Annotated in this window: 29 protein-coding genes; 19 read left to right on the top strand and 10 right to left on the bottom strand. The window is 32.1% G+C overall.

From position 1 onward, the window contains the following. Positions 1-17: 17 nt before the first annotated feature. The 11 genes from QZ824_RS01515 (at position 18) to QZ824_RS01465 (ending at position 7849) form a co-directional block, all read left to right on the top strand. A complete protein-coding gene (locus QZ824_RS01515) occupies positions 18-965 on the top strand; it encodes an ATP-binding protein (protein ID WP_291274277.1) in 948 nt (315 codons plus the stop codon). A 150-nt stretch (positions 966-1115) separates the two neighbouring features. After that, positions 1116-1790 carry a tRNA (guanosine(46)-N7)-methyltransferase TrmB gene (gene trmB, locus QZ824_RS01510; protein WP_291274276.1) on the top strand — a complete coding sequence of 225 codons (675 nt, stop codon included), beginning with the start codon at positions 1116-1118 and terminating at the stop codon, positions 1788-1790. After that, a complete protein-coding gene (locus tag QZ824_RS01505) occupies positions 1790-2419 on the top strand; it encodes a LysE family transporter (RefSeq protein ID WP_291274275.1) in 630 nt (209 codons plus the stop codon). The genes trmB and QZ824_RS01505 overlap by 1 nt, the downstream gene beginning before the upstream one ends. Before the next feature lie 4 nt (positions 2420-2423). Then, positions 2424-2744, top strand: coding sequence for an MGMT family protein (locus QZ824_RS01500; protein WP_291274274.1), 321 nt, complete (start codon positions 2424-2426; stop codon positions 2742-2744). Between the two features lie 137 nt (positions 2745-2881). After that, positions 2882-4015 (top strand): Mrp/NBP35 family ATP-binding protein, encoded by a 1134-nt coding sequence (locus QZ824_RS01495; RefSeq protein WP_291274273.1) that lies wholly within the window; start codon positions 2882-2884, stop codon positions 4013-4015. Positions 4016-4087: 72 nt separating this feature from the next. After that, entirely contained in the window at positions 4088-4327 is a 240-nt protein-coding gene (locus QZ824_RS01490; RefSeq protein ID WP_291274272.1) for a NifU family protein, read from the top strand. Between the two features lie 77 nt (positions 4328-4404). Continuing rightward, entirely contained in the window at positions 4405-5457 is a 1053-nt protein-coding gene (locus QZ824_RS01485) for an NAD(P)/FAD-dependent oxidoreductase (protein WP_291274271.1), read from the top strand. Between the two features lies 1 nt (position 5458). Continuing rightward, a complete protein-coding gene (locus tag QZ824_RS01480) occupies positions 5459-5791 on the top strand; it encodes a 2Fe-2S iron-sulfur cluster-binding protein (RefSeq protein WP_291274270.1) in 333 nt (110 codons plus the stop codon). A gap of 162 nt (positions 5792-5953) precedes the next feature. After that, positions 5954-6601: a metal-dependent transcriptional regulator gene (locus QZ824_RS01475; RefSeq protein ID WP_291274269.1), complete on the top strand. Its 648-nt coding sequence runs from the start codon at positions 5954-5956 to the stop codon at positions 6599-6601. A gap of 32 nt (positions 6602-6633) precedes the next feature. Continuing rightward, positions 6634-7452 (top strand): ZIP family metal transporter, encoded by an 819-nt coding sequence (locus tag QZ824_RS01470; RefSeq protein WP_291274268.1) that lies wholly within the window; start codon positions 6634-6636, stop codon positions 7450-7452. 19 nt (positions 7453-7471) lie between these two features. Next, a complete protein-coding gene (locus tag QZ824_RS01465) occupies positions 7472-7849 on the top strand; it encodes a hypothetical protein (protein WP_291274267.1) in 378 nt (125 codons plus the stop codon). Positions 7850-7989: 140 nt separating this feature from the next. Here the strand turns inward: QZ824_RS01465 and feoB are convergent, their stop codons facing one another. Both feoB and QZ824_RS01450 read right to left on the bottom strand, forming a co-directional pair. Next, positions 7990-10086 (bottom strand): ferrous iron transport protein B, encoded by a 2097-nt coding sequence (gene feoB, locus QZ824_RS01455; RefSeq protein WP_291274265.1) that lies wholly within the window; start codon positions 10084-10086, stop codon positions 7990-7992. Further along, positions 10086-10325, bottom strand: a complete 240-nt coding sequence (locus QZ824_RS01450) for a FeoA family protein (RefSeq protein WP_291274264.1) — start codon at positions 10323-10325, stop codon at positions 10086-10088. The genes feoB and QZ824_RS01450 overlap by 1 nt, the downstream gene beginning before the upstream one ends. 124 nt (positions 10326-10449) lie before the next feature. Here QZ824_RS01450 and QZ824_RS01445 point away from each other — a divergent pair, with 124 nt between their 5' ends. The 3 genes from QZ824_RS01445 to QZ824_RS01435 are packed head-to-tail and all read left to right on the top strand — an operon-like array spanning position 10450 to position 12315. Beyond that, entirely contained in the window at positions 10450-11187 is a 738-nt protein-coding gene (locus QZ824_RS01445; protein ID WP_291274263.1) for a metallophosphoesterase, read from the top strand. A 36-nt stretch (positions 11188-11223) separates the two neighbouring features. Next, complete coding sequence (locus QZ824_RS01440) at positions 11224-11730, top strand: DUF6646 family protein (protein ID WP_291274262.1); 507 nt, start codon at positions 11224-11226, stop codon at positions 11728-11730. Between the two features lie 9 nt (positions 11731-11739). Beyond that, complete coding sequence (locus tag QZ824_RS01435; protein ID WP_291274261.1) at positions 11740-12315, top strand: alkylphosphonate utilization protein; 576 nt, start codon at positions 11740-11742, stop codon at positions 12313-12315. Positions 12316-12481: 166 nt separating this feature from the next. On the opposite strand, the gene cas4 is transcribed toward QZ824_RS01435, so the two are convergent. Further along, the gene (gene cas4, locus QZ824_RS01430; RefSeq protein ID WP_291274260.1) at positions 12482-12796 is read right to left on the bottom strand and encodes a CRISPR-associated protein Cas4; all 315 of its coding nucleotides are present in this window, start codon (positions 12794-12796) and stop codon (positions 12482-12484) included. 316 nt (positions 12797-13112) lie between these two features. Between cas4 and QZ824_RS01425 the strand changes: the two genes are divergently transcribed. Next, positions 13113-13544 (top strand): hypothetical protein, encoded by a 432-nt coding sequence (locus QZ824_RS01425; protein WP_291274259.1) that lies wholly within the window; start codon positions 13113-13115, stop codon positions 13542-13544. Positions 13545-13555: 11 nt separating this feature from the next. Continuing rightward, positions 13556-13825, top strand: coding sequence for a hypothetical protein (locus QZ824_RS01420; RefSeq protein ID WP_291274258.1), 270 nt, complete (start codon positions 13556-13558; stop codon positions 13823-13825). Positions 13826-14261: 436 nt separating this feature from the next. On the opposite strand, the gene QZ824_RS01415 is transcribed toward QZ824_RS01420, so the two are convergent. The 4 genes from QZ824_RS01415 to QZ824_RS01400 all read right to left on the bottom strand — a co-directional run bounded on the left by QZ824_RS01415 (position 14262) and on the right by QZ824_RS01400 (position 18652). After that, positions 14262-15815 (bottom strand): aldehyde dehydrogenase family protein, encoded by a 1554-nt coding sequence (locus tag QZ824_RS01415; protein ID WP_291274257.1) that lies wholly within the window; start codon positions 15813-15815, stop codon positions 14262-14264. A 92-nt stretch (positions 15816-15907) separates the two neighbouring features. Beyond that, entirely contained in the window at positions 15908-16834 is a 927-nt protein-coding gene (locus tag QZ824_RS01410) for a magnesium transporter CorA family protein (protein WP_291274256.1), read from the bottom strand. Between the two features lie 135 nt (positions 16835-16969). Then, positions 16970-17500: a 3-hydroxyanthranilate 3,4-dioxygenase gene (locus tag QZ824_RS01405; RefSeq protein WP_291274255.1), complete on the bottom strand. Its 531-nt coding sequence runs from the start codon at positions 17498-17500 to the stop codon at positions 16970-16972. Between the two features lie 63 nt (positions 17501-17563). Beyond that, positions 17564-18652 carry an endonuclease/exonuclease/phosphatase family protein gene (locus tag QZ824_RS01400; RefSeq protein ID WP_291274254.1) on the bottom strand — a complete coding sequence of 363 codons (1089 nt, stop codon included), beginning with the start codon at positions 18650-18652 and terminating at the stop codon, positions 17564-17566. Between the two features lie 135 nt (positions 18653-18787). Between QZ824_RS01400 and QZ824_RS01395 the strand changes: the two genes are divergently transcribed. Genes QZ824_RS01395 through QZ824_RS01385 form a run of 3 tightly spaced genes read left to right on the top strand, consistent with a single transcriptional unit; the run spans position 18788 to position 23518 of the window. After that, positions 18788-21571 (top strand): TonB-dependent receptor, encoded by a 2784-nt coding sequence (locus QZ824_RS01395; RefSeq protein ID WP_291274253.1) that lies wholly within the window; start codon positions 18788-18790, stop codon positions 21569-21571. A gap of 12 nt (positions 21572-21583) precedes the next feature. Beyond that, the gene (locus QZ824_RS01390; RefSeq protein ID WP_291274252.1) at positions 21584-22204 is read left to right on the top strand and encodes a DUF5017 domain-containing protein; all 621 of its coding nucleotides are present in this window, start codon (positions 21584-21586) and stop codon (positions 22202-22204) included. Between the two features lie 6 nt (positions 22205-22210). Further along, complete coding sequence (locus QZ824_RS01385; RefSeq protein WP_291274251.1) at positions 22211-23518, top strand: DUF5689 domain-containing protein; 1308 nt, start codon at positions 22211-22213, stop codon at positions 23516-23518. Between the two features lie 51 nt (positions 23519-23569). On the opposite strand, the gene QZ824_RS01380 is transcribed toward QZ824_RS01385, so the two are convergent. Genes QZ824_RS01380 through QZ824_RS01370 form a run of 3 tightly spaced genes read right to left on the bottom strand, consistent with a single transcriptional unit; the run spans position 23570 to position 25205 of the window. After that, complete coding sequence (locus QZ824_RS01380) at positions 23570-24373, bottom strand: SDR family NAD(P)-dependent oxidoreductase (protein ID WP_291274250.1); 804 nt, start codon at positions 24371-24373, stop codon at positions 23570-23572. Continuing rightward, complete coding sequence (locus QZ824_RS01375) at positions 24374-24721, bottom strand: hypothetical protein (protein ID WP_014389608.1); 348 nt, start codon at positions 24719-24721, stop codon at positions 24374-24376. A 1-nt stretch (position 24722) separates the two neighbouring features. Beyond that, positions 24723-25205: a DUF6265 family protein gene (locus QZ824_RS01370; protein ID WP_291274249.1), complete on the bottom strand. Its 483-nt coding sequence runs from the start codon at positions 25203-25205 to the stop codon at positions 24723-24725. Positions 25206-25281: the final 76 nt, after the last annotated feature.

Here is a 25281-nt window from a genome sequence, read left to right as displayed (position 1 = left end):
ATTTTCTTTTTGAAAAAATTGATGTATTCTTCTTGTTTTTCTTTCCAATAGTTTTATTTGTTTTTAGTTTTTTTCTTATTCAATACCGAGTAGAAATATTTATATATAAGCGAATTAAAAAATTATATGATGAGGTTTCTATTCTTGATGCTACTTCATTAACAGATAAAACAGTAACAACAGATATTGCCAGTCTAACAAAAGATATTCGGAATTTTGCCAAAGAGAAAAAAATCGAAATAGAATCTTTAAAGGTGCGAGAAGAATACCGTAGAGAGTTTTTAGGAAATGTTTCCCACGAATTAAAAACACCGTTATTTACTGTTCAAGGTTATTTAGATACACTTATTGAAGGAGGAGCAATTAAAGACAAAGAATTAAGAAAAAAATACATTGAACGCGCATCAAAAGGAGTAGAACGATTGATTCATATTGTGCAAGATTTAGACATGATAACAAAATTTGAATCAAATGATTTGAACTTAGATCTTTCTACATTTGATATTATAACTGAAATTCAGAATGTTTTTGATCTACTCGAAATGGAAGCGGATAAAAAGAATATCATTTTAATGTTTGATGAGAAATATTCTAGTCCTATTTTTGTACATGCAGATAAAGAGAAAATACAACAAGTATTGGTAAATCTGATTATGAATTCCATCAAGTATGGGAAAGAAAATGGAACAACAGAAGTAGCTATTGAGAGCATTAATAAAAATAAGATTCTAATTAGAATTCAAGATAATGGCGAAGGTATTGATAAACAGTATTTATCAAGAATTTTTGAGCGTTTCTTCAGAGTTAACAAAAGTGGTTCTAGGGCGGAAGGTGGCTCAGGTCTAGGTTTAGCCATTGTTAAACATATTATTGAAGCCCATCATGAGAAAATTTTTGTACAAAGTAATCTAAAAAAAGGTTCCGAGTTTTCGTTTACATTGAAAAAAGGAAAATGGCTAGATTAGATTTCTTTTCTCGACTTGTATTGTGTGTTTTTATTTTCAATGTTATTACTTTTTGTTTCATTTATTAGCTAAATAGTCTAGTCTTACGTTTTAGACTACAATATGAAGATTCACTTTATTTTTATACTTTTACCAAAAATTTAGAAAAACGTGGGAAGTAAAAATAAACTGAAAAGATTTAATGAGAATGCAACTTTTTCAAACGTAGTTCAGCCTACAAGAGAAGAAGTAGTGAATGAACAATTAGCTTTAAAAGGAAAATGGAGAACCGATTTTTTTAAAAACAACAATCCAATTGTACTTGAATTAGGTTGTGGAAAAGGTGAATATTCAGTAGGTTTAGCAGAACGTTATCCAGATAAAAATTTTATAGGAGTCGATATCAAAGGAGCTCGTTTTTGGCGAGGAGCTAAAACAGCCGTTGAAAACGGAATGCAAAATGTAGGTTTCTTGCGCACTCAAATTGAGTTGATTCATCATTGTTTTGCAGAAAACGAAGTAGATGAAATTTGGATTACTTTTCCAGATCCTCAAATCAAATACAAACGCACCAAACATAGAATGACAAATTCTGAATTCCTTCAACGTTATAAACAAATTTTGAAACCCGAAGGTTTAATGCATTTAAAAACAGATAGTGAGTTTATGCATGGTTATACTTTAGGATTGTTGCATGGTGAAGGACACGAAGTAATATATGCTAATCATAACATATATAAAAACGAAGGCGCTCCAAACGTAGTAACGACCATTCAAACTTTTTATGAGAAACAATACTTAGAAATTAATAAACCCATCACATACATTCAATTTAAAATTAAATAGTGTCTATACTTTTAGCTTTTGCATTAGCAGTTTTGTTTTCCGCTATAGGGGTGCTTCCTCCAGGAATAGTAAATATGACTGTGGCAAACTACAGCGTAAAAAAGACATTGAAAAAGGCTAAGAAGTTTATAAATGGAGCAATATTAGTTGTTTTTTTGCAAAGTGTATTAGCATTTACTTTTGCCATTTATTTAGAATCTCATCCTAAGATAATGCAAAACTTAAAAGTCGTAGGAAGTGTAGTCTTTGTTGTTTTAACGGTTTTTTTTCTTGGAAAAGGAGTACAAAGTCATATTCAATCTAAAGATGAGGTAGTTAAAGGTAGTAAGAAAAGTAAATTAAAACCTTTTTATCATGGAATTGTGATATCAGGATTAAATGTGTTTCCCATTCCTTATTATGCATTTGTAAGTTTATACCTTTCGACTTTTATTAACGATTTTTTCACTAATTTAGTTGGACTTTTTTTTGTTTTAGGCACTACATTAGGTACTTTCTTGATTTTTTTATCATATGCTTACTTATTTCGAAAAATTAAGTCTAACGTTACTTTTTTTATTAAAAACATCAACTTCATAATTGCCTTTATTACCGCACTTATAGCTTGTTTTACGCTTTATAATTTGTAAACTAATGAAAGAAGATTTTTTTCAACGGGTGTATGAAATTGTGAAACAAATTCCTGAAGGAAGGGTTACTTCTTATGGGGCTATAGCCAAGGCAATAGGCGCTGGACGTTCAGCAAGAATAGTAGGTTATGCAATGAATGCTTCCCATTATTTAGAAGATGTACCAGCGCATCGAGTAGTAAACAGAAATGGAGTTTTAACCGGAAAACATCATTTTGAAGGGACTAATCTTATGCAACAATTGCTTGAAAATGAAGGAATAGAGGTTGTTAATAACCAAATTGTTGACTTTAAAAAACACTATTGGGAACCAGAGATCAAGTAAATTGTAGTATTTGAATTTTTCCATTGAAAATAGCTATACTTTAATAACAAAGTTTTAACTTTTTCAACTGTAAACTAGTAAACTTCTTGTTATCTTTGCATTTAAAATAAGTCTAAATAAAATATTCATATATACTTATGAAACTTGATAGAAAAGAAATTTTATCTGTATTAGAAACAATTACAATAGCAGGTGAAGGGAAAAATATGGTAGAGAGCGGTGCTGTTCAAAATGTATTAACTTTTGGTGACGAAGTAGTAGTCGATGTAATTTTAAACACACCCGCGCTTCATATAAAAAACAGAACCGAGAGTGATATTAAGAAAGTTATTGCTGAAAAATTTGGTTCGGATGTAAAAATCAAAGTGAATATTAAAGTTGAAGTTCCTGAAAAACAAGAGCATACAATTAAAGGAAAACCCATTCCTGGTATTTCTAATATTATTGCGGTATCTTCGGGAAAAGGTGGTGTTGGAAAGTCTACTATTACAGCTAATTTGGCTGTCGCTTTAGCTAAAATGGGCTTCAAAGTTGGGGTTTTGGACGCAGATATTTATGGTCCATCAATGCCTATTATGTTTGATGTAGAAACCGCTAAACCAATTTCTGTAGAAGTAGATGGAAAATCAAAAATGCAACCTATTCAAAGCTATGGAGTTGAAATTTTATCTATCGGATTTTTTACTAAACCTGATCAGGCTGTAATTTGGAGAGGTCCAATGGCTTCAAAAGCTCTAAATCAAATGATTTTTGACGCTAATTGGGGTGAAATTGATTTTATGTTGATTGATTTACCTCCTGGTACTGGCGACATACATTTATCAATCATGCAGTCTTTACCTATTACAGGTGCCGTAGTGGTTAGTACACCTCAGGCAGTTGCATTAGCGGATGCAAAAAAAGGAGTAGCAATGTTTATGTCTGATGCGGTGCAAGTTCCTGTTTTAGGAATTGTAGAGAATATGGCTTACTTTACACCAGAAGAATTACCAAATAATAAATATTATATCTTTGGAAAGGAAGGAGCTCGTAATTTAGCACAAGATTTAGACGTGCGTATGTTAGGTGAAATCCCATTGGTTCAAAGTATTCGTGAAGCAGGAGATTTTGGTCGACCAGCAGCACTGCAAGAAGATACACCTTTAGCCAATGCTTTTGAAGAATTAGCTAGAAATGTAGTAGAAGAAACGGTTAAAAGAAATGATACTCTTCCGCCTACCGAGGCAATTAAAATTACAACAATGGCTGGTTGTTCAGCTGTAAAAAAATAAATCTCAAAATAGCTATGAGTTGATAGAATTTTATTGACTCATAGCTTTTTGAAAAAATGGATTAATTAAACTATGACTACAGTAGAAATTAGAGAAAATGTTGAAAAAGCATTAGACGAAATCAGACCATTTTTAAACTCTGATGGAGGAAATATTTCTTTAGTGGAGATTATTGATGATAAACATGTTAAAGTTCGACTTGAGGGTGCCTGTACTTCATGTAATTTAAGCATCAGTACCATGAAAGCAGGGGTGGAGACAACCATTAAGAAATATGTGCCACAAATTGAAACAGTTGAAAATATTGCTTAGTAAAAACCTCATGGTTGATATATGTCATATTTCAAATAAGAAATAGGTCTTTACTTTGTAATCTCAAATTCTAAATCATGATTGAAACAGATATACTTATCATTGGAGCAGGTCCAACGGGACTCTTTGCGGTTTTTGAAGCCGGATTATTGCAATTAAAATGTCATATTATTGATGCTTTACCACAACCGGGAGGGCAGTTGGCCGAATTATATCCTAAAAAACCTATCTTCGATATTCCTGGTTATCCATCGGTTTTAGCTGGAGAATTAGTTGATAATTTAATGGAGCAGATTAAGCAATTTCAACCAGGTTTCACATTATCAGAAACAGCAGAAACAATTGATAAATTAGAAGATGGAACATTTGTGGTAACTACAAATAAAGGAACAAAACATCATGCTAAAGCTGTTGCTATTGCGGGTGGATTAGGAACTTTTGAACCAAGAAAACCTGCTATTGACAATATTGCATTTTATGAAGAAAAAGGGGTGGAATATTTTGTTAAAAACCCAGACCAATTCAAAGATAAAAACATTGTTATCGCTGGTGGTGGAGATTCAGCATTAGATTGGAGTGTATTTTTATCAAATGTTGCAAAATCAGTTACTTTGGTGCATAGACGAAATGAATTTAGAGGAGCCTTAGATTCTGTTGAGAAAGTTCAAGAATTAAAAAAATTGGGTAAAATTAATTTGATTACCCCAGCAGAAGTTATTGCTGTGCACGGTGAAAATCAAGTTGAAGCTGTAACATTAGATATAAATGGTGAGCATAAAAAAATAGAAACTGACTTCTTTATTCCGTTATTTGGACTTACACCAAAGTTAGGTGCTATCGCAAATTGGGGATTAGAAATCGAAAAGAATGCAATTAAAGTAAATAATGCATTAGATTATCAAACCAATATTGAAGGTATTTATGCAATTGGTGATGTGAATATTTATCCAGGAAAATTGAAATTAATTTTATGTGGATTCCACGAAGCTACTTTAATGTGTCAAAGTGTTTATAATAGAATAAATCCTGGAAAACGTTACGTGTTAAAATATACCACAGTTTCAGGGGTTGATGGTTTTGATGGAACTAGAAAAGAAGCAGAAAAAGCAGTAGTTAAAGCAATTGAATAATATGGCTCAAGACATAACAATTTATATTACAGATCGAAATGGCGAAAGACACGAAGTACAAGCGCCAACTGACATGAACATGAACGTTATGGAGCTAATACGGTCATATGAATTAGCTGAGGAAGGAACATTAGGAATTTGCGGTGGTATGGCCATGTGTGCTTCCTGTCAAGTTTATGTGCTTAATGATGTAATTTCATTAGAAAGAAATCCGGACGAAGAAGCAATGTTAGACGAGGCTTATCATGTGAAGGAAAATAGTCGATTAGGTTGTCAGATCCATATTTCTGAAGATTTGGAAGGTTTAGAAATTCAAATTGCACCAGAACAATAAAATTTAATATATATGATCTTAAAAGTAACAAATACTATTTTGTTACTTTTTTTTTGGCTATTAATTAGAAGAGTATTTTTAAAACACACAGTTTAGATTAAGCTAAAAATAAATTACAAGCTTAATAATAAAATATTTATATTTGTTTAAATATTGTTTTTTATGACAACTTCAGAAGAAAATTACCTGAAAGCGATTTATCATTTAACACATCTAATGCCAAAAGGAGTAAATACAAACGCCATTGCGGCTTCATTAGATACTAAAGCTTCATCCGTGACGGATATGTTAAAAAAATTAGCCGAAAAGGAATTAGTTACCTATCAAAAATACCAAGGTGTAAACTTAACGGAGTTGGGAAAACTTTCAGCCAAAATGATTATTAGAAAGCATCGCCTTTGGGAAGTTTTTTTAGTTGAGAAATTAGGTTTCGCTTGGGATGAAGTACATGAAGTCGCTGAAGAATTAGAACATATTCAGTCAGAAAAGTTAATAAATCAATTGGATCAGTTCTTGGGGTTTCCAAGTTACGATCCTCATGGAGATCCTATCCCGAATGCAAAAGGAGAGATTTCAATAGTAGACAAGTGGTTGTTAGCTGAAATTGAAGTAGGGCAAAAAGTGACTTGTATTGGAGTAAAAGATTCATCTGCTGATTTCTTGAAGTATTTAGATAAGCAAAATATTGCTTTAGGTACGACTTTACAATTACTAGAAAAGGAATCTTTTGACGGAACATTAAAGATTGGTATAGGGAACCAAGTTTTAGTTATTTCAGATAAAATTGCTAACAATTTATTTGTTAAATGAATACAATGTTTTTAACTAAAATATATTAAATTATGTTTGAAGAATTAATTGCCTACTTAGAAAAAACAGATCCTGTTTGGGCGGCATTATTGGCTACTACATTTACTTGGTTTGTAACTGCGGCAGGAGCATCATTTGTTTTCTTTTTTAAGACAATGAATCGAACAGTATTAGACGGAATGCTTGGTTTTACAGGAGGTGTAATGGTAGCAGCCAGTTATTGGAGTTTACTTTCTCCTGCTATAGAAATGAGTAAAGGCGAGGGGTTTGAAAAAGTGATGCCCGCTGCTATTGGTTTTCTATTGGGGGCTTTGTTTTTATTTGCTTTAGATAAAACGTTGCCTCACCTACATATAAACTTTAAAGAAACAGAAGGAATGAAATCGCCTTGGCAAAGAACTACTCTATTAGTTTTAGCTATTACTCTGCATAATATTCCAGAAGGTTTAGCAGTAGGTGTTTTGTTTGGAGGTGTAGCAGCTGGAATTCCTGAGGCATCTATTGCAGGTGCAGTGACTTTAGCTATTGGTATAGGTATACAAAATTTTCCAGAGGGAATTGCAGTTTCAATGCCTCTAAGACGTATGGGGATGAGTAGACGAAAGAGTTTTATGTATGGACAATCGTCTGCCCTAGTGGAGCCTATAGCAGGTGTTTTAGGAGCTATTGCAGTTACTTTTTTTACACCTATTTTGCCTTATGCTTTAGCATTTGCCGCTGGAGCTATGATTTTTGTTGTAGTGGAAGAAGTGATTCCAGAAACCCAGCAAGATAAAAATACAGATATTGCCACCTTAGGATTTATTGGTGGTTTTATTGTCATGATGAGTTTAGATGTAGCTCTGGGATAAAATGAGAAAATTGTTTTTTTTGCTGCTTTTATTTTTTGTTGCTTGTAAATTTTCTCAAGTACCAAAATCAAATTATGAAATAACTTCCAAGAAAACATTGCTTTTTGAAGATTATTCATTTGTAATTAATAAAGTAATTTCTGACTCAAGATGTCCGGAAGGAACCAATTGCATTTGGTCGGGTGAATTAATCATTGAGTTAAGTGTTTGGCAAAAGAACAAATTGATTCAAACAAATTACTTGAACTTTTCACCTAAAACTAAAGACGAAAATTTACTTTGGTTTTCTAAGTTTATTCCTAAAGGGAGAACACTTCGAGGATATAGAATTTTACCTTTAAAAACAGAAAATTCAATTGAATTAAAAGAGTATACAATTGAGTTGATTTTGGAATAGAACTATTTACAATCGCAATTTTCTCCACAGTTTTTGCTAGATGATTTCTTCTTAAAAAGGAATTTTTTTATTAAAAAACTAACTGCTATAACTAACGTTGTATAAACTAAAATATCTTGTATCATATTAATTTTCTATCATTATTTCAATAATTGGTAGGCAATTAAAGCCGAGACATAGGCTAATCCACTCATGAAAAACAATTGAATCATTGGCCATTTCCATGAGTTGGTTTCTTTTTTTACAATTGCTAATGTACTAATGCATTGCATTGCAAAGGCATAGAATAACAATAATGAAATTCCTGTAGCAAAGTTAAAAATCTTTTTGCCAGTTTCGGGGTTAATATCTTCTGCCATTTTTAATTTAATAGTGCCCTCGTTTTCGCCTTGACTACCCACACTGTAAATAGTTGCTAAAGTGCCTACAAAAACCTCTCTTGCAGCAAAGGAACTAACAACTGCTACTCCAATTTTCCAATCATAACCTAAGGGACGAATAATAGGTTCAATCGATTTGCCCATCATCCCAATATAGGAGTTTTCAAGTTTAAAGGCATTTACTTGATCTTCAAAAGCACCTTTTGCCAAATCTGTATTGGCATGTTTTTTCGAGATAATTTTTTCCGCATTATCAAAATTAGCCGTGCCATGTGAACCTAAAAACCATAGAATAACAGAAAGGGCTAAAATAATTTTTCCAGCTCCAGTTACAAAAGCTTTTGTTTTTTCTAGCACATTAATTCCCACATTTTTTAACATCGGAACTTTATAGCTTGGCATTTCTACTACAAAGTAAGATTTGCATTTTAATTTCAACACTCGATTTAGTAAATAAGCAGATGCTATAGCCATTAAGAATGCAATGAAATATAAACTCATTAATGTTAAACCTTGTAAACTCAACCCAACTATTCTTTTTTCAGGAATAATTAAGGAGATTAAGATAGCATAAACAGGTAAACGAGCGGAACAAGTAATAAAAGGAGTAACTAAAATAGTGACTAATCGTTCTTTCCAATTTTCGATATTTCGTGTCCCCATAATAGCTGGAATGGCACAAGCTGTACCTGAAATAAGAGGTACGATACTTTTTCCAGATAGTCCAAATTTACGCATGATTTTATCCGTCAAGAATACTACTCTACTCATATATCCGCTCTCTTCTAAGACAGAAATAAATAAAAATAAAAAAGCAATTTGAGGAATAAAAATGACGATTCCACCAATACCAGGAATAATTCCATCTGAAATCAAGTCTGTGAATTTTCCGGGCGGCAAAGCAGTTTTGGCATATGAACTAAGGTTAGCAAAAGTACTATCGATAAAATCCATGGGGACGCTACTCCAATCAAAAATGGACTGGAAAATCAACAGTAAAATACCAAAGAAAATCAAATAACCAAACACTTTATGTGTAAGTATATTGTCTAGCTTTGTTTGAATATCACTAGCTTTTGATTTGTCAATATTTTGACCTATTTTAAGTGTGTCATTGATAAATTGATAGCGTTTAATAGTTTCCTTTTGTTGTAAACGTTTGAGTTCATTGTGTGACTTTGTGAAATTATTTTCGATTTCTTTTCGTTGTAAATTTAAGAAATTCACATCTTGAGTAATTACTAACCAAAGTTTATAAAGTAACTGATTAGGAAATGCTTTTCTCAATCGATCAAAATATTCTGGATCTATGGAACTAGCATTCAAGCAAGGTTCGATGGAAAGTGATTTGTAATTTAAAATAAGTTCTTTAATAGCATCAATTCCTAAGTTTTTTCGAGAACTTACCAAGGCAATCTTAGTTTTAAGTGCAGCTTCAAGATGAGGGATGTTTAATTCAATTCCTTTTAGTTTCATTCGGTCACTCATGTTAATGACTAAAAGGGTAGGGATTTCTAGGTCCTTAATTTGAGTGAAAAGTAATAAATTACGTTTCAAATTTTCCACTTCGGTTACAACAACTACCACATCTGGAAAATCCTCATCATTTTTATTTAGTAGCAGTTCAATCACTACATTTTCATCTATAGAGCTAGCATTTAGACTATATGTACCCGGTAAATCAATGATTTTGGCACGCGTAGTTTCATTTAGTTTCGAGATTCCTACTTTTTTATCAACAGTTATTCCGGGATAATTCCCAACTTGTTGATTTAAACCCGTTAAGTGGTTAAAAACCGAAGTTTTTCCCACATTTGGATTGCCTATTAAAGCCACTTTTATATTTGTTGTTGCCATTATTGAATTGATGCTGGATTGATGTAAATTTCTTGTGCTGTTTTTTTACGAATGGCTACTTTTGAATCGTTTACATTAAAAAAAAGTGGATCTCCTAAAGGGGCTATTTGGATAAGCTCAATAGTATTGCCAGGTAAACAACCCATTTCTATCAGTTTTAAAGGGATTTCATCTATGTTGATTTCAACAATCTCTGCTTTTTGACCTTTTTTTAAAAGTGCTGAATGACAACTTTCCACTACTTATTTAGATTGAATTAAAATACAAAGGTACACAAATGTTCATAGAAAAACATAACAAAAATCATGTTTTTAGTTGGTCTATTTTTTTGTAATTTCGTGCAATTAAATACCTATACCCCAAATGAAACGAACTTTAGTAGTTGGAGATATACATGGTGGTTTTCGTGCTTTAAAACAAGTTTTAGAACGTGCAGCCGTAACTACAGAAGATACCTTGGTTTTTTTAGGTGATTACATGGATGGATGGAGTGAATCGCCAGAAGTTTTAGATGTTTTAATGGATTTACAGCAAACCCATACTTGCCTTTTCATTAAAGGAAATCATGATGAATTAGTTTTAGATTGGTTGGAAGGTAGGTTTGAACATATCAATGAATCCTTGTGGTTTAAGCATGGAGGTAAAGCTACAGTTGAAGCTTATGAGAAAGTTGAGGTAGAGCGAAAAAATAAGCATATAGCTTTTTTGAAGACTTTGAAAAATTATCATTTAGACGCTGCAAATCGACTGTTTGTTCATGCGGGCTTCACTAATTTACACGGTGTGGAATACGAATATTTTCCTAAATTATTTTATTGGGATAGAACCTTGTGGGAAACCGCTCTAGCGTTAGATCCAAGTATGAATAAACAGGATCTGTTGTATCCTAATCGGTTGAAGTTATACACCGAAATTTATATAGGACATACACCTACCACTCGAATCCAAGAAACTACCCCTGTTCAAAAAGCCTGTGTCTGGAATATAGATACTGGTGCCGCTTTTAAAGGTCCACTTACCATTTTAGATATTGACACTAAAGAATTTTGGCAAAGTGATCCGTTACCAAGCTTATATCCAGATGAAACCGGAAGAAATTAATCAGTTATTATTATCTTTGTATAAAATTAATAACATATGAAAAAAACACTTTTAATCGCTTTTTTAATGGTCACTGCTTTTGTAAATGCACAAGCTTATAAAGGAAAAGGTGATAAAAAAATACAAATTGGAGCTTTAATTCAAGATGGTGGTTCAGGGATTATAGTGACTAATGACTACGGAATTGGAGAGAACATGTCTTTTGGTTTTGTAGCTAGTTATATGTTGAATGCCGAAAGTGTAACGGTTTTAAATGAATCTATTAAACCAGCATTTAAAGATAGAGCAGATCTGAAAGCTAGATTTAATGCTAATATAGGAAATGTTATAGGTTTAAAAGAGCATATGGATTTATATCCTGGATTACACTTAGGAACTAGAAATTTTGGAGGTCATTTAGGATTTCGTTATTTTTTTACCGATGGTTTTGGAGTTTATGCAGAGACGGCTGTTCCAATTGCAAAATATGATACTACTCCAGGTATTTTTGGAGACTATAATAACCAGTTCACGTTCCAGATTGGAGCAAGTTTTAATTTATAACCCAATAAAATGAGTATTGTAACCGAAAAAAGATTAAGAGACAGAAGTGGAAACACTTGTGAAATTAGTGGTAGTGATGAAAATTTAGTAGTGTATTTAGTGGAGCCAAAAACAGAGGCTACACCTGAAAACTGTATCTTAATCACTCAGACTTTAAAAGAGCAAATTGAAAATAAAGAACTGATGAATCCCAATGATTGGAGAGGGTTGTCAGATAGTATGTGGAATGAGAATTTACCAGTTCAGATTGTTTCTTGGCGTATGTTAGCCCGTTTGAAAAATCATGATTTATTAGACATGATGTATTTAGATGAAGACGCCTTAGAATGGGCAAAAGCAACTGGTGAAGATGAAGATGAAGAAGGGAAAATTATTCATAAAGATTCTAATGGAAACATTTTACAAGATGGTGATTCTGTTGTTTTAATTAAAGATTTAGATGTGAAGGGTGCTACTTTTACGGCAAAACGTGGAGCTGCCGTTCATAATATTAAATTGGTTTGGGACGACGCTAATCTTATAGAAGGTAGAGTAGAAAACCAGAATATTTATATTTTAACCCAATATGTGAAGAAGACGAAATAGTTTTCCATGTACTGATGAGATAATAAAAAGTCTCGATAAATTAAACAGCACTGCCTCCAAAAAGTTAGACACTATTTGGGGGCTTTTTTATGAAAAGAAAAGTCAAGTAATTTCTATTGTCAACTTTTTTATATAGTTGGATTAAAGGAGAATTGGGATTTTGTTTTTATTTTTTTAAGTCTTTCAATAATTTATTGTATTCTTCTAGTAATTGCAAGTACTTGTTTTTCCAATACTCTTCTTCCTTAGAATAATTTATAGGTGTTTCATTTATTACATGAGGTTTTATGGTGTCAATTTCTAATGAAAAGTCATGATGTATTATCTTTCCTATCTGCAACAGAATATCAATAGATACTGTTGGATTTTCAAATACTAGATAGACCCATCTTCTACTTTTACCCATTCTTTTAGCCAGTTCCGTAATAGGAAAGCCACTTTTGTACACTGCTTCTTTTATGATTTCACCTCTATGTTGCATAATACAAAATTATGCTCACTTGTGAGTAGGTAAAATTACGCATTTTACACGAATATGTAAACAAAAAGATAAATATTTGTAAATAATGATAAAATTATTTGTTAGATTTGTGTAGCTCTTTTGCTTAATTAAATTAAACTAAAGTAAATTTTGCATTTTTATTGAAGAACAATCTTGAAAGAGAACTTTTTAGTGATTTAACGAGAACAAAATATTTGTTAATGGCTGGAAATTAGCTGAAAAACCGAAAGCCAAAAATGACTTTTACATCAAAAAGCATAAAATAAAGTAAGCAAAAAAAACAAAATCTTTTTTAATGAAAACAAAATTTTTGAAAGTAACAATTTTAGTACTAGTAACAATTTTTACAATTTCTTGCTCAAAGGATGATGATTCAAGTTCAATAGAAACTAATGGTGGTTCGTCTACAACAACAAGCACTTGGGTTAAATTAACGGCAACAACATCAGCAGGTGTTCCAAAACCAAATTACATTATTATGATGTTTGACCAACCTGTAACTTCAATAAGTACCTTGCCGCCAATAAAAAAACAAGTAACAACAGATGCAAGTGGTTTAGCTTATTTTGATTTAAACGCAATGATTACTAGCAACACTCCAACTACTTATTATTTTGAAGCATTTGTTTCTAATGGCTCAGGAGGTTACACTTGGAAAAGCGTAACTCATTATCAAACAAATCTAGCCAAAGGAACAATGGCAACAAGTTCAATAATTGTAAACTAATCAAAAACAGAATGAAAAATAAAATTATAATTTTAGGATTAACTTTATCTTTAGCAAGTTGTGGAAGTTGGAACAGAATTGGAGATTTAACAACTATCGGAAATAGAAATATTGATGATAGTAAAAAGTATACTTTATTAATTCGTGAAGTTGAAGCAGTTGCCAAAGCAGATGCGGATGCAATGGAACAAGCAGTTGATAATTTAACTAAAAAATATGAAGGTGAATTTTTACGAAATGTCAAAGTTTACGTAAAGAGTAACGGAAAAAAGTTAAAATAATTGGTGATGTTTGGGGAACTCAAAATACTTTAATAAATATATCAACTGAAGCAAATGCAAAAGTAATTTTAAGTGTTGGTGATAGTGTTGTTTTTAAAAGAAAAGGAAAACTAACGGACGGAAAAATAATTGGGGTAAATTCAAACTTGGTAATTGTAGAATTTGAAGGTAACAGAAAAATTGAATTAAAATATGATGAAGTAACAAAAACAAATAAATGAGAATGCCCCCAGCAGTTAATCAAAGTAAATGATTCAATCAGTAACGGAAGCTGTTAGCTTTTAATATTAATAAGCTAAAGAGTTAATAGTTTAATTTTTTTAAATTTTCATATCATACGTACAGAATTACACTTCATATATATAAAATAAAACAGTAAAAAGCCCTGCAAGTTATTGCAGGGCTTTTCTATATCTAAAAGTAACTAATCACTAAATTACAAATCAAATTTAATGCCTTGTGCTAAAGGTAATTGATCTGAATAGTTAACTGTATTGGTTTGTCTTCTCATGTACACTTTCCATGCATCAGAACCTGATTCACGGCCACCACCTGTTTCTTTTTCACCACCAAAAGCACCACCAATTTCAGCACCAGAAGTTCCGATGTTTACGTTAGCAATACCACAATCTGATCCTGCGTAAGACAAGAATTTCTCTGCTTCTTTCATGCTGTTAGTCATGATTGAAGAAGATAAACCTTGTGCAACTCCATTTTGTAGTTCAATAGCATTTTCTACTTCTCCGCTATATTTCATTAAGTATAAAATTGGGGCAAATGTTTCGTGTTGAACTATCTCGAAATGATTTTCAGCTTCAATGATAGCGGGTTTTACGTAACATCCACTTTCAAAACCTTCACCAGTTAGTACACCACCTTCTACTAAAACGTTTCCGCCTTCTGCCTTTGCTTTTTCAATAGCCGCTAAATACGTGTTAACCGCATCTGTATCGATTAATGGACCTACGTGGTTTTTCTCGTCTAATGGATTGCCAATTTTGATTTGACCATACGCACCCACAATTGCATCGCGAACAGTATCATAAACTGATTCATGAATAATTAAACGACGTGTGGAAGTACAACGTTGTCCACAAGTACCCACAGCACCAAATACAGCACCTGGAACCACCACTTTTAAGTCGGCAGTAGGCGTAATAATAATAGCGTTGTTACCTCCTAATTCTAATAATGATTTACCAAAACGCTCCGCAACTTTAGCGCCTACAATTCTTCCCATTCTGGTAGAACCTGTAGCAGAAACTAAAGGAATACGAGTGTCAGTAGTAATCATTTCACCTACTTTATAATCTCCATTTACAATACAAGAGATACCTTCAGGTAATCCGTTTTCTTTTAAGATGTCGGCAATTATATTTTGACAAGCGATAGAGCACAAAGGTGCTTTTTCAGAAGCTTTCCATACACACACATCACCGCAAATCCAAGCTAAAGCAGTGTTCCAAGACCAAACCGCAACTGGAAAATTGAAAGCAGAAATAATACCTACTACACCAATTGGGTGCCATTGCTCACGCATTACGTGACCAGGTCTTTCAGAAGGAATTACTTGTCCGTTTAATTGACGCGATAAACCTACAGCAAAGTCACAGATATCAATCATTTCTTGAACTTCACCGTAACCCTCTTGTAATGATTTCCCCATTTCATAAGAAACTAATTTTCCCAGAGGTTCTTTTAATTCTCTTAATTTATTTCCGAATTGACGAACGATTTCTCCTCTTTTTGGAGCTGGCATGGCTCTAAAAACTTTGAATGCCTCTGTAGCTGCTGACATTACTTTTTCATAATCAGCTGCTGTAGTTGCTTGAACTTTTCCTATTAATTGTCCGTCTACTGGTGAATAAGATTCAATAATTTCACCATTGGCAAACCAATTAGAGCCTGTTGAAGAACCAGCATTAATCTCTTTTACGCCTAATTGTTGAAGTGCTTCGGCAATACCGAATTGTTGCGCTATTGTTGACATTGTAACTTTATTTAGTGAGTTTGTTATTTTTTTAGCAAATATAGTTTTTTATTAGTAATAATTTCAATTAGTTAATTAAAACATTTGTATTGTTAAAACATGTTCTTTTTCTTAAATAAAAACACTCCAATTATAGATAAGAGTAAAGAGCAAATCATGATAATAAATAAGCCTAGTGGATTGTTTTCTAATGCATTAGGTACGTTCATGCCATAAAAACTAGCAATTAAAGTTGGAATCATTAATATAATGGATGTAGATGTTAATCGTTTCATTATAATATTCAAATTGTTTGAAATGACAGAAGCATAAGCATCCATCATGCCTGTTAAAATGGAACTATATATGTTGGCTGTTTCCTCCGCTTGAAGTAATTCAATTTCTACATCTTCTAGTAATTCCTCATTAAAAATTTCATTATGGTTTTTGAGTTTTTTTATTCTTTTAAAGAGGATTTCATTCCCTTTGATCGATGTTATGAAAAAAACTAAACATTTTTCAATTTGTAAAAGCGCTTGTAATTCTTCGTTTTTGATTGATTTTTCTAAATTATCCTCTGCTATCTTAATTCGTAAATTGATTTGTTTTAAATATTTAAGATACCATACACTTGAAGATAATAATAATTTGAAAACAAGATCAAAGTGACTTGATATGGTGTTTTTTTTCTTTTTTGTGTGATTGACAAAATCTTCAATTAGTTCAGATTCACTAAAAGTTAGAGTGATGAATAAATTATTATCAAACAGAATACCAAGTGGGACAGTGCTGAAAGGTAGTTTGTCGTCGTTGTTTTTTACGGGTATACGAATGATGATTAAATTCCAATCGCCTTCTATTTCGATACGAGGACGTTCATTGTTGTCTTCTATATCATTATAAAAGGCCTCCGGGATTTGAAATTTAGAAAGTAAATCATTTCTTTCTTCTTCTGTTGGATTGCAAAAATGAATCCATGTTTTTTGTTGAATAGTTGTGGTTTCACAAATATTGTTTTGGAAATTGTAAATCGTTTTCATAAAAAAAATAGAATAACGATTTTTTCAAAACGTTATTCGGAATTTAAATTTTTAAATGTTTCTCACTGTCATCCATGGTGTTGGAAATTTTAATCAAAGGTATTTTTTGTTTTTTATTTAGTTGTTAAATTAAGCTTAAAAAAAGGCAGGGTCTGTTTCCATGATAGCGCCGCATTTTTCGCACGTTCTTTTTTCTTCAGATGAATAGAAGTCTTTAAAGTGGCTTAAAAAATCTTTTTCAATATTATTTAATTCAAAATATACTTCGTGTAGTTTGTGATTACATTTTTCACAATACCATTGAAGTCCATCCTTTACGGGTAAATGTTTGCGTTTTCTCTCAATAACTAATCCTATAGAATTTGGAGTTCTTGAAGGTGAGTGGGGAATTTTACCCGGATTTAAATACATATCACCTGGTCCTAAATGCATGGCTTTTTTTTCACCGTCTTCTTGGATGTAAACTGTAATTTCACCCTCTAGTTGATAGAATAACTCTTCTGTTTCGTTATAATGGTAATCTTTTCGCGCATTGGGTCCTGCTACAACCATTACAATATAGTCTTCAGATTCTACGTATAGATTTTTATTTGCTACAGGTGGTTTTAATAAATGCTTATTTTCCTCTATCCATTTAGTTAGATTAAAAGGTTTTGCTACTCCCATGTTTTACTAATTTTATATACAAAAATAAAAAATCCCGATGAATCGGGACTTTATTATACTATATTATTTTATTTCTTTTATTAAATAAATATAAGAAGGAAAGTGGTCAGAAAAACCAGGTTCTGTAGAGGAATTTCTTAAGGCATAACCTTTGTATTGGCCTGTTTGTTGAATCATGAAAGGTTTATTATATACACCTGCTTTCCAATATCTCCAAGAAGTGTAGTCTTTTCTTAAAAGTGGTTCAGTGAAAATAATTTGGTCAAAGAAGTCCCAAGCATCACGGTGAGCTAGTGTTCCAATTCCTTTTTTTAACATTTTTTCTGCTGGATTGTATAAGCCTAATGGTTTTACCTCTTTTTCATCTCCTTTTGCGCCTAATACTTCCTTTACACTTTTATTAAAGGGTCCATCGTTTAAATCACCCATTGTAAAAATTTTTGCATTTGGATTGATGGCTTGCAAAGAATCTATGATTTTTTTATTTAATGCAGCGGCAGCTTCACGAAGAGGGCTACTTCTTCTTTCTCCACCTCTTCTTGATGGCCAGTGGTTAACAATGAAGTGCATTTCTTCACCGTCTAATAAACCTGTCATTAATATTTGATCACGAGTGTAAATTCTTTTGGTTTTAGTATCTACTACGTTATCATCTGTGTCGTCTACTTTTTCTTTGTCCTTTGATTTTTTATCGGTATTGTCTTCAGTAATCATTAAAGGATAATTTTTGAAACTTGTAGGAGTGAAATGTTTCTTTTGATATAAGAAACCACAATCGATACCACGATTATCTGGAGAATCAAAATGAACAACTCCATAATTTTTATCTTTCAATTGAGGGTTTTTAACTAAATCCTCTAAAACTTTTCTGTTTTCAACTTCGGCTACACCTAATACAACTGGTGAATTGTTTTGGTTTTCACCAGTACCAATTTGGGCAATTACCTTAGCCATATTGTTCAGTTTTTTGTTGTAATTTTCTTTAGTATAAATGAAGTCCTCGTCATTTTTATTCGGATCATTTATAGTGTCAAATAAGTTTTCTAAATTGTAGAAAGCAATAGTGTGAACGGCAAATTTCTTATCTTGAGCAGAAGAAATTGCAAGACTAAAAAAACCTAACAGTAAAGTTAAGTATGGTTTAATTTTCATTTTTAACATTAAATTTTAGTTATTTTTTAACAAATACGACGCCAAAGGTAAATAATATTATTAAAAGTTGTACATTTGTCCGCATTTAGTTTTTGTTAACTAAATGCAAGTTAAAGTATTAATTTATAATTAAGTATGAAAAAACTTGCATTAAGTCTTTTATTTTTATTTCAGGTTGTGCTAGTCATGGCCCAAAGTCAATCAATTGTCAAAGGAAAGATAGTTGATTCTAAAACTCAAACCCCAATTGGCGGAGTAAAAGTGATGGTTCAGTTATCAGAACAATCGGTTGTTACTAACAATCTTGGAGATTTTATTATCAAAGAGGTGCCCGTGGGAGAACAAGTATTAGTAGTTTCGCAAAATGGATATACTACTAAAAACTACACTATTGAAGTTGTTGATAAACAAACACTTGATGTTGGTTTAATCCTTTTAGAGGAAGACATCACTGTAGAACAACAATTAAGTTTAATTACGATTACTGAGAATGATTTAGGGGATGACAACAGTGGATCTGAAAGTACTGCAGGTTTATTGCAGTCTTCAAGAGATGCTTTTCAACAAGCAGCAGCCTTTAACTGGGGTCAAGCTCGTTTTAGAATGAGAGGTTTAGACAATGAGTATGGTACAACCATGATTAATGGTATTGTTATGAACAAATTGTATGATGGAAGACCACAATGGAGTAACTGGGGAGGACTTAATGATGTGACTAGAAACCAAGAGTTTACATTAGGAACTTCGCCTTCAGATTATACTTTTGGTGGTATTTTAGGAACACAAGAAATTAATACTAGAGCTTCTTTGTTTAGAAAGGGTAATCGTATTTCCTTCTCAGGAACTAATACTAACTATTCATGGAGAACTATGGCTACAACCAATTCAGGTTTAATGAAAAATGGATGGGCATATAGTGTATCAATTTCTAGAAGATGGGCAAAAGAAGGGTATTTCGAAGGAACTGATTATTCGGCCAATTCTATTTTTGCTAGTGTTGAAAAAAGATTTAATGACAAGCATAGTTTAAACTTTACTAGTATTTTAGCTCAAAACAGTAGAGGAAAATCTTCTCCTAATACACAGGAAGTTACTGATTTAGCAGGAATTAAATATAATTCTTATTGGGGATGGCAAAACGGAAAAAAACGTAACTCAAGAGATAAAGATATTGAAGAGCCTATCTTAATGTTAAGTCACTATTGGAAATTAACAGATAGAACTACTCTAAATACAAACGTAGCTTATCAGCAAGGGTATATTGCTAATAGCAGAATCGACTATCAAGGAGCGAATAATCCTGATCCTACTTATTACAGAAATTTACCAAGTTACTACATTAATGGTGATGCAGCTGGAAACTTAAGTAGTCCATTAGTACGTGCGGCAACTAATTATTTTTTGAATAACAAACAAATTGATTGGAATGCTATGTATGTAGCGAACCAAAATGCAGCGAATCCAGGAAGAAGTGTTTATGCTTTGTATGAAGATAGAACGCAAGACAAACAATTAACGGCTAATACTATTTTATTTTCTGATTTATCAGATAATATCAAGTTAAACGCTGGGGCTAACTTCAGAAAATTACAATCTCATAATTTCCAACATTTAACAGATTTATTAGGAGGACAATATTTCTTAGACGTTGATCCTTTCTACTCAGGTGATGCTACACAGTCGGATTTAAATAATCCAAATAGAGCGGTACAAGTTGGAGATAGATATGGATACAACTATAATTTAAATGCAACAGTTATTGACGCCTTTACTCAGTTCAAATTTACTTATGATGTAGCTGATTTCTATTTAGCTCAATCATTCTCAAAAAGTGAATACCAAAGAGATGGAATTTATAAAAATGGTATTTATGCTAATAATTCATTTGGTAAAAGTGAAAAACAAACTTTTGAAAACTTTGGATTCAAAGGAGGTATGACTTATAAAATTACTGGTCAGCATTTATTAGATATTAATGCCGCATACATGACAAAAGCGCCTAATTTGAGAAATACTTTTGCTAATGCCCGTTTGAACAATAATATTACACCAAATATTAACAGTGAAAGAATTGCAAGTGTTGATGCTTCATACATCATTAGAACACCAAAATTGAAAACGCGTTTAACAGGTTTTGCTTCTAAAATTCAAAATGCTACTGAAATTTCATTCTTCTACGGAGAATTATCAGGAGATGATTCTGGAGCAGACGGAAATGAAGATGCTTTCATTAGTGAAATTTTAACTGGTATTGATAAGAAAAATGTGGGAGCTGAATTAGGTATTGAATACCAAATTACTTCTACTATTAAAGCAACAGCTGCTGCTTCTTATGGACAATATTTGTATAGTAATAATCCAACTTTATATATTAATGACGATGCTCAAGCTTCTTCAAGCAATACTTTCCCAGTTCAAAATTTTGGTTCAGCTTACTTGAAAAACTATCGTTTACCAGGTATGCCACAAACAGCTGCTTCATTTGAATTAGAGTATAGAGCACCACAGTTCTGGTGGGTTAGTGCAGATATTAACTATTTAAGTGATTCTTATTTAGATGTATCTAATATTTTGAGAACTCAGAATTTCGTTACTAATCCTTCAACAGGATTAAGTTATGATGGCGCAACTTTAGAAACTGTTTCAGCGGCATTAAAACAACAGAAATTTGATGCTTTCAATTTAGTAAACATTTCTGGTGGTAAATCATGGAAAATTGATGGTACTACATTAGGATTCTTTGCTTCAATTAATAATGTTTTTGATACTACTTACAGAACAGGTGGATTTGAGCAATCAAGAAAAGCTAACTATTCAGATTACCAAGCAGATAACCAATATGGAAGACCAGCGTTTGGTCCTAAGTATTTTTATGGATATGGAAGAACTTATTTCTTAAACGTATATGTTAACTTCTAAAAAAATTGTATTATGAAAACAAACATTTTAAAAACAACATTAGCTGCGTTAGCACTAATTACTTTTGGTTGCGAAGTTGACGATACGGCACTTCCAAAAGTGACAACTACCATCATGAAAGAAGATTTCCAATCCGCTATCAATAACACGGATTTAGATATTGCTGGATGGGTTAATTATAATGAAGTAGGTACATGGAAATGGAGAGAAAAAACATTTAGTGGTAACGGTTATGCTGAATTTAGTGCTTTTGGTTCAGGTTCAGCGGTTAATTTAGTTTGGTTAGTTTCTCCAGAATTAGATTTAGATGCTAATCCAAATTCAGGCGTTGCTTTTAAAGTAGCACAACATCATTTAGATGTAGATGCAGAAGGAAATTCTTTAAAAGTATTAATTTCATTTGACTTTGATGGAACCAACTTTGCTACAGCAACTTGGACCGATATTACTGCACAAGCTAATATTCCAACTAAAAGTGTAGCTTGGTATGAATTTAAATCAAGTAAAATTAATTTATCCAATTATTCAGGAAAAGCACATATTGCATTTAAATTTAAAGGTTCAGGAACAGATACTACTTTAGATGGTGCTTTCCAAGTAGATGACTTTATTTTCTTCAAACAAGACAATTAATACGCTATGAAAAATATTAAATTTTTATTAACAGCCGCTCTTGCTACAACTTTATTTAGTTGTGTTAACACAGATAATTATGGAGCGCCAGATTTATCAGGTAAGTGTACTGATTTACCTGTTACTAAACAAGTTGCTGCAGTAAAAGCGATGGCTACCTCTACTGCACAACAATATACTAATGATGATGTAATAGAGGCTTATGTAACTTCAAGTGATGAAGGTGGAAACTTCTATAAGTCTATTTCAATGGTTTCTACTGATGGTGTTACTGGATTCACTATGCCAATTGATGCTTATAATTTATATACTAAGTATGAACCAGGAAGAAAAGTATTTATCAAATTAAAAGATAGATATATTGCAAATAATTCACAAACAGCTTCTTTTGAAATTGGTAATTTATATAATGCTACTCAAATTGGAAGAGTTACAGGTGTAGAGTATGAGGAAGTGGTAAAAAGAGGTTGTGATAAGGTAGATGAGAATACATTAGTAAATAATATTTCTATCGCTGCAGCTAAAAACAATGCAAACTTACATAAATTGATTGAGTTCAGTGGGGTGCAGTTTGCAGATGAATCATTAGGTAAAAAATATTTTGATCCTTCTTTAAATAATTTAGGTGGTGCCACTAATCATATTATCAAAGATGTTGCTGGTAACTCAATTATTGTTAGAGTTAGTGAATTCGCTGGATTTGCTGCTAATTCTATTCCTAATGGGAATGGTAAAATTAGAGGAGTTTTAACTAAATATGGAAGTGATTATCAATTCATGATTCGTACTTTAAATGATGTGAAGTTGACTAGTCCAAGAGTGGTGCCTATTTTTGAAGAGCCATTTACAACGAACTTCCCTAACTGGGTGAAGAAAAGTGTTGTAGGCGCTCAAGTATGGGGAACAACTACTTTTGGAAATCCAGCTCCTTGTGCATTAATGAATGGATTTAGTGGTGGTAATCAAGCTAATGAAGATTGGTTAATTTCTCCTGCTATCAATTTAAATAACTTAACAAACGCCTTGTTTACTTTTGAAACTAGTACACGTTATGCAGGTCCTGCATTAACGGTGTGGGTATCTACTAACTACGATGGTACAAGTGCTCCTAATACTGCGACTTGGACACAAATTACAACGGCTAATTTCCCAGTTTGGACAAGTGGTAGTTTTACTTCATGGACCTCTTCTGGAGCTATAGATGTTTCTTCTTATGTTGGTAACTCTAACTTTAGAATCGCGTTTAAATATCTTTCTACTACTGCAGCTGCGGCTTCATGGGAAGTTGATAATGTGAAGGTGATAGGACAATAGTAAATATAGTTCTTATAATATCAAAAAACCACTTCATTTGAAGTGGTTTTTTTATGCAACAACTTTAAAAGTATACCCTAATTGGTTTTTAATTTTAGCATTGGAAACATATTTTCCAAGACTGATTTTTTCAAAGTTAAATTGGGGAGGAGTTAAGCCTAATTCTTTTGCTTTTTCTGAGTAATAGTTTTTTCTTAAAAAGTGTTCTAAACCAATAGCATTGTAAATTTCATTCCAACTGTTTTGATTAAGTATGGCTTCTATAACTCCAATGCAATCTGTTTGATGTATAAAATTTATTGGAGCCTCTGGATTGGCTACATCCGTTCTTCCAGCTAACATGTTAATCGGATTTCTATTAGTGCCTATTAATCCCCCAAATCGAAGAATAGTCGTTTTAAATTGTGTGTTACTTTGAAGCATTTGTTCTACTTCATATAACTGTTTACCGCTTTCGGTATCAGGGTTTGGAATGGTTTCTTCGGTTATAGTAGGTAAATTTTCAGTATCAGCATAGACAGAGGTGGAACTAATAAAAAGTACTTTTTTAATTGTACTTTGCTCGATATAGGGAATTAAATTTGTTATTTTTTGAACAAAATTCTCTTTCACTAATCCTCTTAATTTAGGAGGGATATCAATGACAAGTATTTCTGAATGAAGGAGAAAATTATTCACATCACCTTCAATTTTGTCTTCATTTAAAGCTATTAAATACGGATTTATACAACACGATTTTAAAACGGCTAATTTTTCAATTGAAGTGGTACTGCCTTTTACTACATGACCAGTTGCAATAAGATGTTGTGCTAAAGGTAAACCTAACCATCCACAACCTAATAGGGAAATATTCATTTAATTTTCTTTTTTAACTAAAATATATTGCTCGTTTTCTAACTCCATATATCCATAATCGTAGACAAAATAATAGGTGTTGCCGGTTTTAGTTTTATAGATAGAGGTAAGGAATTCAAAATCAAATCCTTTACTTAGTAATTTATTTCTCGTTGTTTTGGTTTTGCCTTCCGGATTTAATTCGGTTAATATTCTATAATTTTTACGTAATCTATTGTTGATGTTACGCATTAAATTGGTGTGGTCTTTGTTCATTTTATTGTTATAGCTGTTTCTACAACCATCAGAACAGAATTTTTTATCTTCTCTGCCCACAATTTTTTCACCACATTCTAAACACGATTTCATTTTACTTTTTTAAATTAAATTGTAATTCACGTTTTGATTCTTCATCATAAACATATACTTTCATTTCTTTGTCGCTAATTTTTTCATAGGTGATTTTATCAAAATAGATGAGATTTTTGTCTATTTTAACCAATTTGAAATTTTCACTTTCTTCTTGTTTTTCCCAACCTTTTAAATCTTTATCAAAATGTTTGATTTGCAACTCTAAGGATTTATCTTTTTCAACTACATGTCCTATTTCATAAAATATAACTTCTTTCTCATTCCACATTTTAAATGAAAAATGCATGGTTTTTCCTCCTGGAGCACTCCAATTTTCCTCTGAAAAGGTATTGCCGTCTTGACCTTTCCAAATGCCCTGAAACCATTGAATGTCTTGTAAAGTAGCTTTTGGACTTCCTTTTTCGTCATTGTAATGTAAGGTGTTTTGACTAAAAATACTACCAAAAATAAAAAGGGTTAGAATTGAGAATAGGTTGTTCATGTTTCATTTTATTTTTGTAAATATAAGAAAACATTTCATTTGTAAATGACAACAAACGACTGCAATCGAAATTAAA

Source organism: Flavobacterium sp., assembly GCF_021151785.1.
Classification (GTDB): domain Bacteria; phylum Bacteroidota; class Bacteroidia; order Flavobacteriales; family Flavobacteriaceae; genus Flavobacterium.
The sequence above is the reverse complement of the archived record's forward strand: the minus strand, read 5'-3'. Positions and strand labels throughout refer to the sequence as shown.